Here is a 13,819-nt window from a genome sequence, read left to right on the forward strand (position 1 = left end):
CACGGGCCGCGCGACGGCTTGCGCGTTACTTCTTGTAGCCGGCCTGCCGCACCGCGCGGTCGGCGGCGGCCTGCCCGGCGGCGAGCGCCTGGTCGACCGACATCTGGCCCGCGACCGCGCCCGCGATCGACTGGCCGACCACCGTGCCGAACGACTGGAATTCAGGAATCCCGACGTACTGCACGCCCGTGTACGGCACCTTCTTCAGCGACGGATCGTTCGGGTCGGCCGTCTCGATCGCCTTCAGCACGAAGTCCGAGAACGGCGCGGCGGCCTTGTACTCGGGGCGCTGATACGTCGACGTGCGCGTGCCCGGCGGCACCGACGCCCAGCCTTCGTCCTTGCCGACCATCTCGATGTACTGCTTCGACGTCGCCCATGCGATGAACTTGCGCGCGGCGTCCTGCTGCTTCGACGTCTTCGGCACGGCCAGCGCCCACGCCCACAGCCAGTGCGAGCCCTTCGGCGTCGCGGCGACCGGCGCGGCCGCGAAGCCGATCCTGTCGGCCACCTGCGACTGCTGCTTGTTGTAGAGCATCCCGGCCGCGACCGTCGCGTCGATCCACATCGCGCACTTGCCCGATGCGGTGAGCGTCAGGTTCTCGTTGAAGCCGTTCGAGCTCGCTCCCGGCGGGCCGTCCTTCTTCAGCAGGTTCACGTAGAACGTGATCGCCTTCTTCCATTCGGGCGACGTCAGCTGTGCATTCCAGTTCTCGTCGAACCAGCGCCCGCCGAACGTGTTCACGACCGTCGACACGTACGCCATGTTCTCGCCCCACCCGGCCTTGCCGCGCAGGCAGATCCCGTAGGTCCCCTTCGCCTTGTCGGTGAGCTTGTCCGCGAACTCGGCGATCTGGTCGTAGGTCGGCTGGTCGGGCATCTTCAGCCCCTTCGCCGCGAACAGGTCCTTGCGGTAGAACGTCATCGAGCTCTCGACGTAGAACGGCAACGCGTACAGCTGGCCGTTGTACGACAGGCTGTCGCGCGCGGTCTTCACGATGTCGTTCAGGTCGTAGTCGGCGGGCAGGCCCGTGATCGGCGCGAGCCAGCCGCGCTTGCCCCACTGCGGCGTCTCGTAGGTGCCGATCGCCATCACGTCGAACTGGCCGCTGCCGGTCGTGATGTCGGTCGTCGCGCGCTGGCGCAGCACGTTTTCCTCGAGGATCACCCAGTTCAGCTTGATGTCGGGGTTCGCCTTCTCGAACGCCGGCGACAGCTTCTTCAGCTCGATCATGTCGGGATTGTTCAGCGTCGCGATCGTCAGCGTGCCGGCGGACGCGGCGCAGGCCGCCGTCGCGAGCGCGGCTCCGGCGAAGCAGCGTGCGGCGGCGTCGAGCATCTTTCGTTGCATGGCATGTCTCCTGTGATTGTTCGAAATGTCGTCGGTCTTGCGTCGGTGTTGCGTCGTTTCCTTCGCGGCCCGTCACGCCGGCCGCTGCATTCCGCACGCGCGCGCATAGTGCGCGATCACGTCGCGTATCCGGTGGCGCACCCACGCGCGCGGCTCCTTCGCGAGCCCGCCCGTGCGGCACGCCGCGTAGACATCCGGCAGCCACTGCGCGACGAGCGTTTCCGGCACCGGCTGCCGCGCGAGATTGCCGAACAGCTGCTCGACCGCGGCCGCGACGGCCGGCTGCAGCCAGTAATAGCGGATGCGGTCGCTGTAGCTGAACTGGCGCGCGAGCCGCTGCGCGGTTTCGTCGCCGCGGTAGTACGGCGCCCAGTGCTCGGGCTGCGCGCGCATCGCCGCATCGACGACGTCGCGCAACCGCGAGCGCTGCGCGACGTCGCCGATCAGCGCGTCCTCGATGAACGTCAGCGCGAACAGCGCCTCGCGCAGCGCGAACGTCAGTGCGGGCCCGACCTTCAGCACCGCGAAGTGGTCCCGCACGAGCGCGGCGAGGGCGCCCTCGGTCTGGTAATCGGTCGAATGCGCCTCGAACACGAGGCGCGGTGTCTGCAGGATACTCGCGCCGAGTGCCGCCGCCTTCGCGCTGTCGTAGTCGAGCACGTGGCGATCGTCGAAGTCGACGCCCGGCTGCGCGACGATCGCGACGACGCGTGCCCACGCGTCGTCGAGCCCGGCCGCCGCGAACGCGGCGCGGTGCGCATCGAGCGTCGCCGCGATGCTGTCGCTGCGCGTGACCGCGATCTGCGCGATCGCCGCATCGCCGCCGTGGCCGTTGTTGCCGCTGACTTCACCGCCCGGCGTCGGCACCTCGGTGCCGATCACGTAGACGGGCGCGATGCCGGTGCGCGCCGCTGCGCCTTCCGCCACGCGGCACAGTTCGGCCGCGCGCGCGGCGATCGTGCGATCGTCGAGCCGCACCGGATCGTCCGCGCACGCCATGCTCGCATCGAGATGGATCTTTTCGAAGCCGGCTTCCACATAAGCGGCGACCATCGCGCCCGCCTCGCGCATCGCATCGGCCGCGCGGCGGTGCCGCCACGGGTTCGGCCCAAGATGGTCGCCGCCGAGCACGAGCGCCGACGGCGCCAGCCCGCAACGCCGGGCGATCGCGTCGACGTCGCGGCGGAAATCGGCGGGCGTCATGCCCGTATAACCGCCGTGATGGTTCACCTGGTTGCAGGTCGCCTCGATCAGGAGCGGCGAGCCATCCGCGCGCGCCGCTTCGCACGCGGCCTCCAGCACGAGCCGGTGCGCGCTGCAGATCGAATAGATGCCGCGCTGCGCGTCGGCGCGGTTCGCATCGAAGATCATCCGCAGCACTGCGTCCGCATGGGCGGTGCGAGGGCGTTCGGCGAAGGTCGTCAGGCCGGACATGCGATACCTCGTTCGGTCAGGAAGCGGTCGATCTCGGCCGCGCTGCTGTTGCCTTCCATCGGGCCGCGCCGCGTGACCGCGATCGCGCCGGCCGCGTTCGCGCGGCGCAATGCGGCATCGATCGGCACGCCCGCGACGAAGCTCGCCACGAGCGTGCCGCCGAAGCAGTCGCCGGCGCCGGTCGGATCGATTTCGTCGACCTGAAAGGCCGGTGCTTCGACGCGGTTGGCGCGGTCAAATGCAACGCTGCCTTGCGCGCCGCGTTTCAGCACGACACGCTCGAGCAGCGGATGGGTCGCGAGCAGGCCCGCGATCGCACGCTCGGCCGGCTGCGGCCCGCAGAAGAACGGCAAATCGGCCTCGCTCGGCATGAACAGGTGGCACGCGGCGAGCATCGTCCCGAGCGCCGCGCGCATCGGTCGAAAGCTCAGCATCTCGGGGCGCACGTTCGGATCGAACGACACCTTCGCGCCGGTGCGTGCGGCCTCGATCACGCCGCGCTGCACGGCCGCGATCGCCGATTCGCTCGTCAGCGACGAGCCCATCACGTGGAAATAGCGGCAGCCGTCGAACATCGCGGTATCGACATCGGACGCCTCGACGCACGCGGCCGCACTGGTGGACAGACTGTAGACGAAGCTGCGCGAGCCGTCGTCGCGATACGCGACGAACGCGGTGCCGGTCGGACGCGCAACGCGGCGGATGCGCGCGACGTCGACACCGTCGCGCTCGAGCCGCGCGACGATCGCATCGCCGAACGCGTCGCGGCCGACGCAGCCCGCATACGCGACGCGCGCGCCGAGCCGTGCGGCCTGATCGGCGAAGATCGCCGGTGCGCCGCTCGGGAACGGCCCGGCGAACAGGCCCGGCGAATCGAAACCCTGGCCGCGCTCGGCGGCGACGAATTCGGCCAGCAGTTCGCCGGCGACGACGATCTCTGCCATCAGGCGTGCCCTCCTCGTTCGACGGCGGCCGCGGTGAGCGGCGCGGCCGCCCTGTCGCAGGCCGGCCGGCAGGTGACGCGTGCGAGCGGCGTCAAGTCAGCTCATCCAGTTGCCGCCGTCGACGTTCAGCGTCTGGGCGGTGACGTAATCGGCGTCGGACGACGCGAGGAACAGCGCGGCGCCCGTCAGGTCGCCCGGCACGCCCATGCGGCCGAGCGGCACGGCTTCGCCCACGAGCCGCTTCTTCTCGCCGAGCGGCCGGTTCTCGTAGCGCGCGAACAGTGCATCGACCTGCTCCCACATCGGCGTGTCGACGACGCCGGGCGCGATACCGTTCACGTTGATCCGGTGCGGCGCGAGCGCGAGCGCGGCCGACTGCGTGTAGCTGATCACCGCGGCCTTGGTCGCGCAGTAGTGCGAAACGAGTGCCTCGCCGCGGCGTCCGGCCTGCGACGACATGTTGACGATCTTGCCGCCGCGCCCCTGCTCGACCATCCGCTGCGCGACGGCCTGCATCAGGAAGAACAGCCCTTTCACGTTGACCGCGAACAGCCGGTCGAACACGTCCCACGATTCGTCGAGGATCGGGCGCATGTCGAACAGCGCCGCGTTGTTGAACAGGATGTCGATGCCGCCGAAGCGCTCGACCGCCGTGGCGACGATGCGCTCGATGTCGTCGCGACGCGTGACGTCCGCGGTGACGGCCACCGCGCGGCCGGGATTCGCCTCGATGAGCCGCGCGAGCGAGCCGCTGGCAGGCTTCAGGTCGACGAGTACGCAGCGCGCGCCCTCGTCCAGATAGCGTTGCGCGACCGCCTCGCCGATGCCGCTTGCGGCGCCCGTCAGGATCGCAACCTTGTCTTCCAGTCTCACTGGCTGTCTCCGGTTCGTTCTGCTTTACGACGGCCGCGATATGAACTAACGCTCGCAAACCGATCAATTGCTCTGTTGTTGATCGAATGATCGGATACGCGATTCGCGCTGTCAAGGCAACATGACGGCTTTCTATGATGCGCTGCGGCACGACGGCGCACCGCGGCGGCCCGCCACGCGCGCCCGGCAAGGCGCGGCGCGCGCGGTGCGGCGCGGTCGGATCGGCAATGAAGGGGACGGAGCGAGGACGAAAAGGGGAATTCGCGCTGCACGGCGCGGCGATACGTTATATCATCGCCATACTTTGTTTCACGCCCAGCTTCACGCCATGGCTACCTCATCGTCCATTGACGCCCGGCTGTCCCGGGCCGACGCATTCGCCGCCGAGCACGGGCTCGCGTGGACGCCGCTGCGCCGCCAGGTCTACGAACGCGTGCTCGCCGCGCAGCGCCCGATCGGCGCGTACGACCTGCTCGCCGAGCTCGAGCCGCAGCGCGGCCGCGTGCCGCCCACGACCGTCTACCGCGCGCTGGATTTCCTCGTCGAGCACGGCTTCATCCACCGGATCGAATCGAAGAACGCGTTCTTCGCGTGCTGCGAGATCGGCGTCCCGCACGAAGGCCAGTTCCTGATCTGCGATTCGTGCGGCGACACCGTCGAGATTCCCGGCGGCGACCTCGCGAAGCAGTTGTCCGCGAGCGAGCCCGCGCACGGTTTCGAAGTCCACCATCAGGTCGTCGAGCTGAGCGGCCTGTGCGGACACTGCAAGCGCAAGCCCGCGCAACGCTGACGCGTATCGGGCGGCACATGCGCCGCCCCTTCCAACGAGGAGTTCCATGCCCATTGCCCTGAAGCGCGCGCCGCGGCGCGCCCTGACGCCTGTCCGCTGGCTCGCCGCCGTCGTCTCCACGGCCGCCGCGCTGTCGCTCGCGGCGCCCGCGTTCGCGCAGGCCGCGACCGTCAACGTCGTCGCCGCCGAGAACTTCTACGGCGACGTCGCGTCGCAGATCGGCGGCAGCCATGTCGCGGTGACGAGCATCCTCAGCAATCCCGACCAGGATCCGCACCTGTTCGAAGCGAGCCCGAAGACGGCCCGCGCGCTCCAGCACGCGCAGGTCGTGATCTACAACGGCGCCAACTACGATCCGTGGATGAGCAAGCTGCTCGGCGCGTCGAAGCAGGCGAAGCGCGCGACGATCGTCGTCGCCGACCTGGTCGGCAAGAAGGCCGGCGACAACCCGCACCTGTGGTACGACCCGGCGACGATGCCGGCCGCCGCACGCGCGATCGCGGCCGAACTCGGCCGCGCCGATCCCGCGAACAAGGCCGAATACGACGCGAACCTGCAGAAGTTCGTCGCGTCGCTGAAGCCCGTCGACGACAAGGTCGCCGCGCTGCGCGCGCAGTACAAGGGCGTGCCGGTGACGGCCACCGAGCCGGTGTTCGGCTACCTGTCCGACGCGATCGGCCTCGACATGCGCAACCAGCGCTTCCAGCTCGCGACGATGAACGACACCGAAGCCAGCGCGCAGGACGTCGCCGCGTTCGAGAACGACCTGCGCAAAAAGCAGGTACGCGCGCTGATCTACAACAGCCAGGCCGAAGAACCGATGACCAAGCGCATGCTGAAGATCGCACGCGACGGCGGCGTGCCGACCGTCAGCGTCACCGAGACGCAGCCGGCCGGCAAGACTTTCCAGCAATGGATGGCCGGCCAGCTCGACGCGCTCTCGGCCGCGCTTGCCGCCGGCAAGAAATAAACGACCGTAACGCCATGACCGCCACTCCCCACGCACTCGCCGTCGATCGCGTCACGCTCGAACTGGGCGGACGCACGATCCTGCGCGACGTCAGCTTCGCGATCGAACCCGGCGAATTCGTCGGTGTACTCGGGCCGAACGGCGCGGGCAAGACGACGCTGATGCGCGCGGTGCTCGGCCTCGTGCCCGTGTCGGCCGGCACGCTGTCCGTCGGCGGCGTGCCGGTCGCACGCGGCAACCCGTCGATCGGCTACATGCCGCAGATTCGCAGCGGCCTCGCGAACCGCCGGATGCGCGGCTACGACTTCGTCGCGATGGCCGCCGACGGCCACCGCTGGGGGCTGCCGCACACGAACGCGGCGACGCGCCGCGACGTCGACCGCGTGCTCGATCTCGTCGGCGGCCCGGCGCTTGCCCGCCGGCCGCTGTCGGAACTGTCCGGCGGCGAGCGGCAGCGCCTGCTGCTCGCGCAATGCCTGCTCGGCAGCCCGAAGCTGCTGCTGCTCGACGAGCCGCTGATCAGCCTCGACCCGAACCACCAGCGCGGCGTCGTCGAGCTCGTGCGCAACGTGCAGCGCGAGCTCGGCATCACCGTGCTGTTCTCCGCGCACGAACTGAATCCGTTGCTGAACGCGCTCGACCGTGTGCTGTATCTCGGCAACGGCGTCGCGGCGCTCGGCACCGTCGACGAGGTGATCACGAAGCCTGTACTGTCGCGGCTCTACGGATCGCCGATCGACGTGATGCGCGTGAACGGCAAGATCTTCGTGATGTCGGGCGACGTCGAGATCGAGAAGCACGACCACGAACACGAGGACGACGACGGCCACTCGCACGGCGGTGGCGGCGGCCACGGCCATCACCACCACGGACACGCTCATCCCGGGCACTCGCACGATGTTTGAATACGACTTCATGATCAACGCCTTCGCGGCGTCGGGGATCGTCGCGGTGCTCGCGGGCATCGTCGGCTACTTCCTGGTGCTGCGCGGGCAGACCTTCGCCGGCCATGCGCTGTCGCACGTCGGCTTCACCGGCGCGACGGGTGCGGTGCTGCTCGGCATCTCGCCGATCTGGGGGATGGTCGGTTTCACGCTCGCGGCCGGGATCGGGATGGGCGCGCTCGGCGAAAAGCTCGCGGGCCGCGACGTCGCGATCGGTGTGATCCTGTCAGGCGCGCTGGGTTTCGGCCTGCTGTTCCTGCATTTCTACACGTCGTTCGCGACGCAGGTCACCGCGCTGCTGTTCGGCAACGTGCTCGCGGTGAGCCACGACACGCTCGCGGTGCTCGCCGGCATCGGCGCCGTGAGCCTGCTCGCGCTCGCGCTGATCGCGCGGCCGCTGCTGTTCGCGTCGCTGCAGCCCGAACTGGCCGAAGCCAAGGGCGTGTCGCTGCGCACGGTGTCGATGCTGTTCCTCGCGGTGTGCGCGCTCGCCGTGGCCGCGGCCACGCAGATCGTCGGCGTGCTGCTGGTGTTCACGCTGCTGGTCGGGCCGGCTGCCGCCGCGCAGAACGTGACGACGCGGCTGTCGACCGGCGTGCTGCTCGCCGCGCTGTTTGCGTTGTTCGAGGCGTGGCTCGGCATCGTGCTCGCGTATCACACCGACTGGCCGACGAGTTTCTGGATCACCGCGCTGTCGGCGCTCGTGTACGGCGCAAGCCTGTTGCGGCGCCACTGATCGACGCGAGGCGGGACGACGCCTGGCGGATCGCCGCCCGACGAAAATAAAAAACGCCGGCGTGCCCGAGGGCAACGCCGGCGTTTTTTTATGCGCCCGCGATCGTGCGGCGCGCCGTGTGCGTTATGTGCGCCCCTTCCCGCTCATCGCGCGAGCACGCGCGCGTGATGCGCGATGTGATCGGCGATGAACGTCGAGATGAAGTAGTACCCGTGGTCGTAGCCCGGATGGCGGCGCAGCGTCAGCGGCTGGCCGGCCTTCGCGCACGCGGCCTCGAACACGTCGGGGTTGAGCTGGTTCGCGAGGAACTGATCCGCGAGGCCCTGATCGACGAGGATGCCGTCCGCGAACTTCGGCGCATCGGCGCGCGCGACGAGTTCGCTCGCGTCGTGCGCCTTCCAGGCGTCGCGATCGGCGCCGAGGTAGCCCGAGAACGCCTTCTCGCCCCACGGGCAGCGTGTCGGCGCGGCGATCGGCGCGAACGCCGATACCGACCGGTACAGCCCGGGATGACGCAGCGCAAGCGTCAGCGCGCCGTGCCCGCCCATCGAGTGACCGAAGATCCCGAGCCGCGCGCCGTCGATCGGCAGTTCGGCCGTGACGAGCTCGCGCAGCTCGCCCGTCACGTACGACTCCATCCGGTAATGCGCGGACCACGGCGCTTCGGTCGCATCGACGTAGAAGCCCGCGCCGACGCCGAAGTCCCACGCGTCGGTCTCGCCCGGCACGCCCGCGCCGCGCGGGCTCGTGTCCGGCATCACGAGCGCGATGCCGTGCTGCGCCGCGTATTGCTGCGCGCCGGCCTTGATCGCGAACGTCTCGTCGGTGCACGTGAGCCCCGCGAGATAGAACAGCGCCGGCACGCGGCCGTGCGCGGCCTGCGGCGGCAGGTACACCGAGAATTTCATCGGCAGGCCGATGGCCGCCGAATCGTGACGGTAGAAACGCTGCTCGCCGCCGTGGCACGCATGCGAGGAAACGAGTTCGAGCATCGCGGTGCGCTCCCGGTCAGTACAGCACGACCGAACGGATCGACTCGCCGGCCTTCATCAGGTCGAAGCCTTCATTGATCCGCTCGAGCGGCAGCGTGTGCGTGATCAGGTCGTCGATGTTGATCTTGCCTTCCATGTACCAGTCGACGATCTTCGGCACGTCGGTGCGCCCGCGCGCGCCGCCGAACGCCGAGCCCTTCCACTCGCGGCCCGTCACCAGCTGGAACGGACGCGTGCTGATTTCCTCGCCCGCTGCCGCCACGCCGATGATGAACGACTGGCCCCAGCCCTTGTGCGTGCACTCGAGCGCCTGGCGCATCAGCTTCACGTTGCCCACGCATTCGAACGAGTAATCCGCGCCGCCGTCGGTCAGCTGCACGATGTGGTCGACCACGTTCTCGACTTCGTTCGGGTTGATGAAGTGCGTCATCCCGAACTTCTTCGCGAGCTCGACGCGCTTCGGGTTGATGTCGACGCCGATGATCTTGTCCGCGCCGACCATCTTCGCGCCCTGGATCACGTTCAGGCCGATCCCGCCGAGCCCGAACACGACGACGTTCGCGCCGGCCTCGACCTTCGCCGAGTACACGACCGCGCCGACGCCCGTCGTCACGCCGCAGCCGATGTAGCAGATCTTGTCGAACGGCGCGTCCTCGCGCACCTTCGCCACGGCGATCTCCGGCACGACGATGTAGTTCGAGAACGTCGACGTGCCCATGTAGTGGAACAGCGGCTTGCCGTCGAGCGAGAAGCGCGACGTCGCGTCCGGCATCAGGCCCTTGCCCTGCGTCGCGCGGATCTTCTGGCACAGGTTGGTCTTGCGCGACAGGCAGAACTTGCACTCGCGGCATTCGGGCGTGTAGAGCGGAATCACGTGGTCGCCCTTGCGCACGGTGCCGACGCCGGGGCCGACGTCGACCACCACGCCCGCGCCTTCATGGCCGAGGATCGCCGGGAAGATCCCTTCCGGATCGGCGCCCGACAGCGTGTAGTAGTCGGTGTGGCAGATGCCCGTCGCCTTCACCTCGATCAGCACTTCGCCTGCGCGCGGCCCTTCGAGATCGACTTCCTCGATCGTCAGCGGTGCGCCCGCCTTCCATGCAATCGCGGCTTTCGTCTTCATCGTGTGACTCCTGTCTGTGTGTGAGGTCGGCCCGGGTTCGCGCGTCGGCGCTCATGTCGACCGGCGTGAGTGCGCCAGCACCGACGCCGGCCCAATGCTTCGCACCGGGTTCCATGCAAAGCTGTCGAAACCGTGCCGCGCGGCGTCGCGCGCGGCACGGCGAAAGAATCTCGTGCTCGCCATGATGGCCGGTTCCGCCGCGCATCGCGTGCGGGAAACGGCCGCCGGCTTGCCACGATGCGTCATCGCTGACGCAAAAGAACAAGTGCCCGATTTTAAGCGCCCGTCGTGAACCATGCATCCGTCCGGGCATACAGGTCGATGAAGCGTGCATGGCGCGCGGCCAGCGAGCGATCGTCGCGCGGCTCGGCAACCGGCGACGCGGCCGGCGCCAGCGCGTGCAGCGTGTCTTCCCGCCAGTGCCCGATCGCGACACCCGCCAGCAGCGCGGCGCCGCGCGTCGCGGCGTTCGGGCAGTCGATCGCGTGAAGCGACGCGCCCAGCGAGTCGGCAAGCAGCTGGCGCCAGCGCGGATCGACCGAGCCGCCGCCCGCGAGACGCAGCGTCGCCACCGGGTCGCCGCGGTCGGTGTCGCGGATCGCATCGAGCCCGGCGCGCAACGCGAACGCGACGCCTTCGAACGCGGCGCGCATCATCGCGCCGCGCGTGTCGCCGAGCCCGAGGCCGAGCCAGCCGCCGCGCGCGTCGGGGTTCATCCACGGCGAACGTTCGCCCGTCAGGTAAGGCAGGAAGCACAGGCGTTCCGACGCAGCCTGCGCGAACGCATCGTCGTACGCATCGGCCCACTGCGCGTAGCCGAGCCAGCCGCGCACCGCTTCGAGCGCGAGCCCGACGTTCTGCATCGCTGCCATCGTGTAATAACCGCCGCCGGCCGCCGCGCGATAGCGATGCAGCCCGCGTCGCGCGGGCGGCAGCACATCCGCGAGCACGACGATCTGGCCGCCGCTGCCCGTCGTCAGCAGCGCATCGCCGGCGGCGGCGAGCCCGCTGCCGAGGGCCGCGCATGCGGTGTCGGCCGCGCCCGTCGCCAGCGGCACGCCGGCGGGCAGCCCAAGTGCCGTCGCCGCCGGTGCGCCGAGCGTGCCGCAGCGCGCGGCCGACGGCTGCACCGATGCGAACCGGTCGGCCGGCAGGCCGAGTGCGTCGATCAATGCGAGATCCCATGCGCCGTCGGGCGTCGCGAGCGCGGTCGCGCACGCGTCGCTCGGATCGGCCGCGACGTCGCCACCCAGCGCGATGCGCAACCAGTCCTTCGGCTGCACGGCCCAGCGTGCGGCGCGCAGTGCATCGGGTTCGTGAGCGGCCAGCCAGCGCAACAGCGGGCCGGCCATACCCGGCGCGACGGGATTCGGGGCGACGGGCAATCCGGCGACGGGCACTCCGGCGACGGGCGATCCCGTGACGGGCCAGCCGGCCTCATCCGCTTCGCGCACCGCCCGCGTGTCGGGCCACAGCAGCGCGGGCCGCACCGGCTGCCCGGCCGCGTCGATCAGCACGACGCCGTGCATCTGCCCCGAGAATCCGATCGCCGCCACCTGCGCACGCTCGCCGGCCGGCAGCCGCGCGGCCGCGCGCACCAGCGCCTGCCACCACGTGTCGGGGGCGATCTCGGCCCAGCCGGGCTGCGGCGACGACAGCGCATAGGGTTCGCTCGCAACCGCACGCTCGACGCCGTCGGCATCGAGCGTGACGAGTTTGACGGAGCCGGTGCCGAGGTCGATTCCGAGCAGGCGCATGACGTGAGGGCGAATTCGAATGAACGGATGTCGATGATAACGGGATCGCGATGCGCGGCCCGTCTTTTGCCGCCGCCGCGGCGGCCGAAATCGCCATGGCCTGCCGGGTTACACCCGGCTGCACGTTGGCGGTGAAAGCGGCCGCTCGCGGGTTAACCCGGCACGATTTTCCCCAGGCACTTTTTGCCGCTATGCGCCCCGCCCGATACACACCATAAAGCGGCCGATATTTGACATGGGGGCCAGCGCTATTTTGAAGGGCTATAAAACCGGGAACCCTCACTCCTGCGGCAGTTTCCCGATGATCGACACCCTGTTTCATGCCGAAATGGCATATCGAACCAGCAAAGAGCGGAATAGTACCCAGTGCTCTTGTTGCGTGGATTCATTCCGCATAACTTCGTATCACCCCGAAAACAAGATCATGGAGTGAGACAGATGCAATCGAACACGGTCCATCCGTGCGATGAGGTGCTGCCGACCGGCAAGCTGGTAACGCTTGGCCTGCAACACGTCCTCGTCATGTACGCCGGCGCTGTTGCCGTGCCGCTTATCGTTGGCGCAGCACTCAAGCTGCCGAAAGACCAGATCGCGTTCCTGATCAGCGCCGATCTGTTTTCGTGCGGTATCGCCACGCTGATCCAGACGCTGGGCCTGTGGATCTTCGGGATCCGCCTGCCCGTCATCATGGGTTGCACGTTCGCGGCGGTCGGCCCGATGATCGCGATCGGCACGAACCCCGGCCTCGGCATTCTCGACATCTTCGGCTCGACGATCGCGGCCGGCATCATCGGCATCGTGCTCGCGCCGATGATCGGCAAGCTGTTGCGGTTCTTCCCGCCCGTGGTGGTCGGCACCGTGATCGCGGTGATCGGGCTGTCGCTGATGGAAGTCGGCATCAACTGGGCGGCCGGCGGCGTCGGCAACCCCGAGTACGGCAGCCCCGTCTATCTCGGCCTGTCGCTGCTCGTGCTGACGCTGATCCTGCTGATCAACAAGTTCGGCCGCGGCTTCATCGCGAACATCTCGGTGCTGCTCGGCATCGTCGCCGGCTTCGCGATCGCGTTCGCGATCGGCCGCGTGAATACCGACGGCGTCGCGCACGCACCGTGGGTCGGCATCGTGATGCCGTTCCACTTCGGCATGCCGCACTTCGACCCGCTGTCGATCGTGACGATGGTCACGGTGATGTTCGTCACGTTCATCGAATCGACCGGCATGTTCCTCGCGGTCGGCGACATGGTCGATCGTCCGGTCAACCAGGAGCGCCTCGTGCGCGGCCTGCGCGTCGACGGCCTCGGCACGCTGATCGGCGGCATCTTCAACTCGTTTCCGCATACGTCGTTCTCGCAGAACGTCGGCCTGATCGGCGTGACGGGCGTGAAGAGCCGGTTCGTGTGTGCGACGGGCGGCGTGATTCTCGTGCTGCTCGGCCTGTTCCCGAAGATGGCGCAGGTGGTCGCATCGGTGCCGCCGTTCGTGCTCGGCGGTGCGGGCATCGTGATGTTCGGGATGGTGGCCGCGAACGGCATCAAGGTGCTGTCGAAGGTCGACTTCGTGAACAACTCGCACAACCTGTTCATCGTCGCCGTGAGCGTCGGCATGGGTCTCGTGCCGGTCGTGTCGCCGCACTTCTTCTCGAAGCTGCCGCCCGCGCTCGCCCCGATCCTGCACAGCGGCATCCTGCTGGCGTCGGCATCGGCCGTGATCCTGAACATCGTGTTCAACGGCGTGAAAGGCGAGAAGGATGCGCGCTGCGAGATCCGCCGCGCCGGACACGACTTCGACGGCCGCCCGGCCGACGTGCATCACTGATCACGACGCGCCGGACGACGGCGCGAAGCGGTAACGGAAAACGCCACGGCATGCCGTGGCGTTTTTGCTTGGCGGGGCCGGGCTACGCGG

12 protein-coding genes are annotated in these 13,819 nt (G+C 68.9%); 5 read left to right on the forward strand and 7 right to left on the reverse strand.

Annotation, left to right across the window (positions count from 1 at the left end; translation table 11 throughout):
* Positions 1–25 precede the first annotated feature (25 nt).
* The 4 genes from AB3K92_RS36600 to AB3K92_RS36615 form a co-directional block, all read right to left on the reverse strand.
* On the reverse strand, positions 26–1,351 hold the full coding sequence (locus AB3K92_RS36600) for a sugar ABC transporter substrate-binding protein (protein WP_059676432.1): 1,326 nt from the start codon (positions 1,349–1,351) through the stop codon (positions 26–28).
* Between the two features lie 72 nt (positions 1,352–1,423).
* The gene (locus AB3K92_RS36605) at positions 1,424–2,785 is read right to left on the reverse strand and encodes a D-tagatose-bisphosphate aldolase, class II, non-catalytic subunit (protein ID WP_369466776.1); all 1,362 of its coding nucleotides are present in this window, start codon (positions 2,783–2,785) and stop codon (positions 1,424–1,426) included.
* Positions 2,773–3,729, reverse strand: coding sequence for a sugar kinase (locus tag AB3K92_RS36610; protein ID WP_059497625.1), 957 nt, complete (start codon positions 3,727–3,729; stop codon positions 2,773–2,775). The genes AB3K92_RS36605 and AB3K92_RS36610 overlap by 13 nt, the downstream gene beginning before the upstream one ends.
* 96 nt (positions 3,730–3,825) lie before the next feature.
* On the reverse strand, positions 3,826–4,602 hold the full coding sequence (locus AB3K92_RS36615; RefSeq protein ID WP_059497627.1) for an L-iditol 2-dehydrogenase: 777 nt from the start codon (positions 4,600–4,602) through the stop codon (positions 3,826–3,828).
* Positions 4,603–4,930: 328 nt separating this feature from the next.
* Between AB3K92_RS36615 and AB3K92_RS36620 the strand changes: the two genes are divergently transcribed.
* From AB3K92_RS36620 to AB3K92_RS36635, 4 genes are read left to right on the forward strand one after another with little or no spacing between them, the layout of a single operon-like run.
* Complete coding sequence (locus tag AB3K92_RS36620) at positions 4,931–5,392, forward strand: Fur family transcriptional regulator (protein ID WP_011546084.1); 462 nt, start codon at positions 4,931–4,933, stop codon at positions 5,390–5,392.
* 46 nt (positions 5,393–5,438) lie between these two features.
* Entirely contained in the window at positions 5,439–6,362 is a 924-nt protein-coding gene (locus AB3K92_RS36625) for a metal ABC transporter solute-binding protein, Zn/Mn family (RefSeq protein WP_113045548.1), read from the forward strand.
* A gap of 14 nt (positions 6,363–6,376) precedes the next feature.
* Positions 6,377–7,267 (forward strand): ABC transporter ATP-binding protein, encoded by an 891-nt coding sequence (locus AB3K92_RS36630; RefSeq protein WP_059484372.1) that lies wholly within the window; start codon positions 6,377–6,379, stop codon positions 7,265–7,267.
* Complete coding sequence (locus tag AB3K92_RS36635) at positions 7,260–8,042, forward strand: metal ABC transporter permease (protein WP_027789245.1); 783 nt, start codon at positions 7,260–7,262, stop codon at positions 8,040–8,042. Before AB3K92_RS36630 ends, AB3K92_RS36635 begins: the two co-directional genes overlap by 8 nt.
* Before the next feature lie 143 nt (positions 8,043–8,185).
* Here AB3K92_RS36635 and fghA read toward each other — a convergent pair whose 3' ends face one another.
* From fghA to AB3K92_RS36650, 3 genes are all read right to left on the reverse strand, one after another.
* A complete protein-coding gene (gene fghA, locus AB3K92_RS36640) occupies positions 8,186–9,034 on the reverse strand; it encodes an S-formylglutathione hydrolase (RefSeq protein ID WP_021159522.1) in 849 nt (282 codons plus the stop codon).
* Positions 9,035–9,050: 16 nt separating this feature from the next.
* A complete protein-coding gene (locus AB3K92_RS36645) occupies positions 9,051–10,157 on the reverse strand; it encodes an S-(hydroxymethyl)glutathione dehydrogenase/class III alcohol dehydrogenase (RefSeq protein WP_006483756.1) in 1,107 nt (368 codons plus the stop codon).
* Between the two features lie 275 nt (positions 10,158–10,432).
* Positions 10,433–11,914, reverse strand: coding sequence for a xylulokinase (locus AB3K92_RS36650; protein ID WP_369466777.1), 1,482 nt, complete (start codon positions 11,912–11,914; stop codon positions 10,433–10,435).
* 438 nt (positions 11,915–12,352) lie between these two features.
* Here AB3K92_RS36650 and AB3K92_RS36655 point away from each other — a divergent pair, with 438 nt between their 5' ends.
* Positions 12,353–13,729 (forward strand): nucleobase:cation symporter-2 family protein, encoded by a 1,377-nt coding sequence (locus AB3K92_RS36655; RefSeq protein ID WP_021159518.1) that lies wholly within the window; start codon positions 12,353–12,355, stop codon positions 13,727–13,729.
* The last annotated feature ends 90 nt before the right edge of the window (positions 13,730–13,819 follow it).

It is taken from the genome of Burkholderia sp. Bmkn7, from assembly GCF_041103175.1.
GTDB classification, from domain to species: Bacteria; Pseudomonadota; Gammaproteobacteria; order Burkholderiales; family Burkholderiaceae; genus Burkholderia; species Burkholderia cepacia.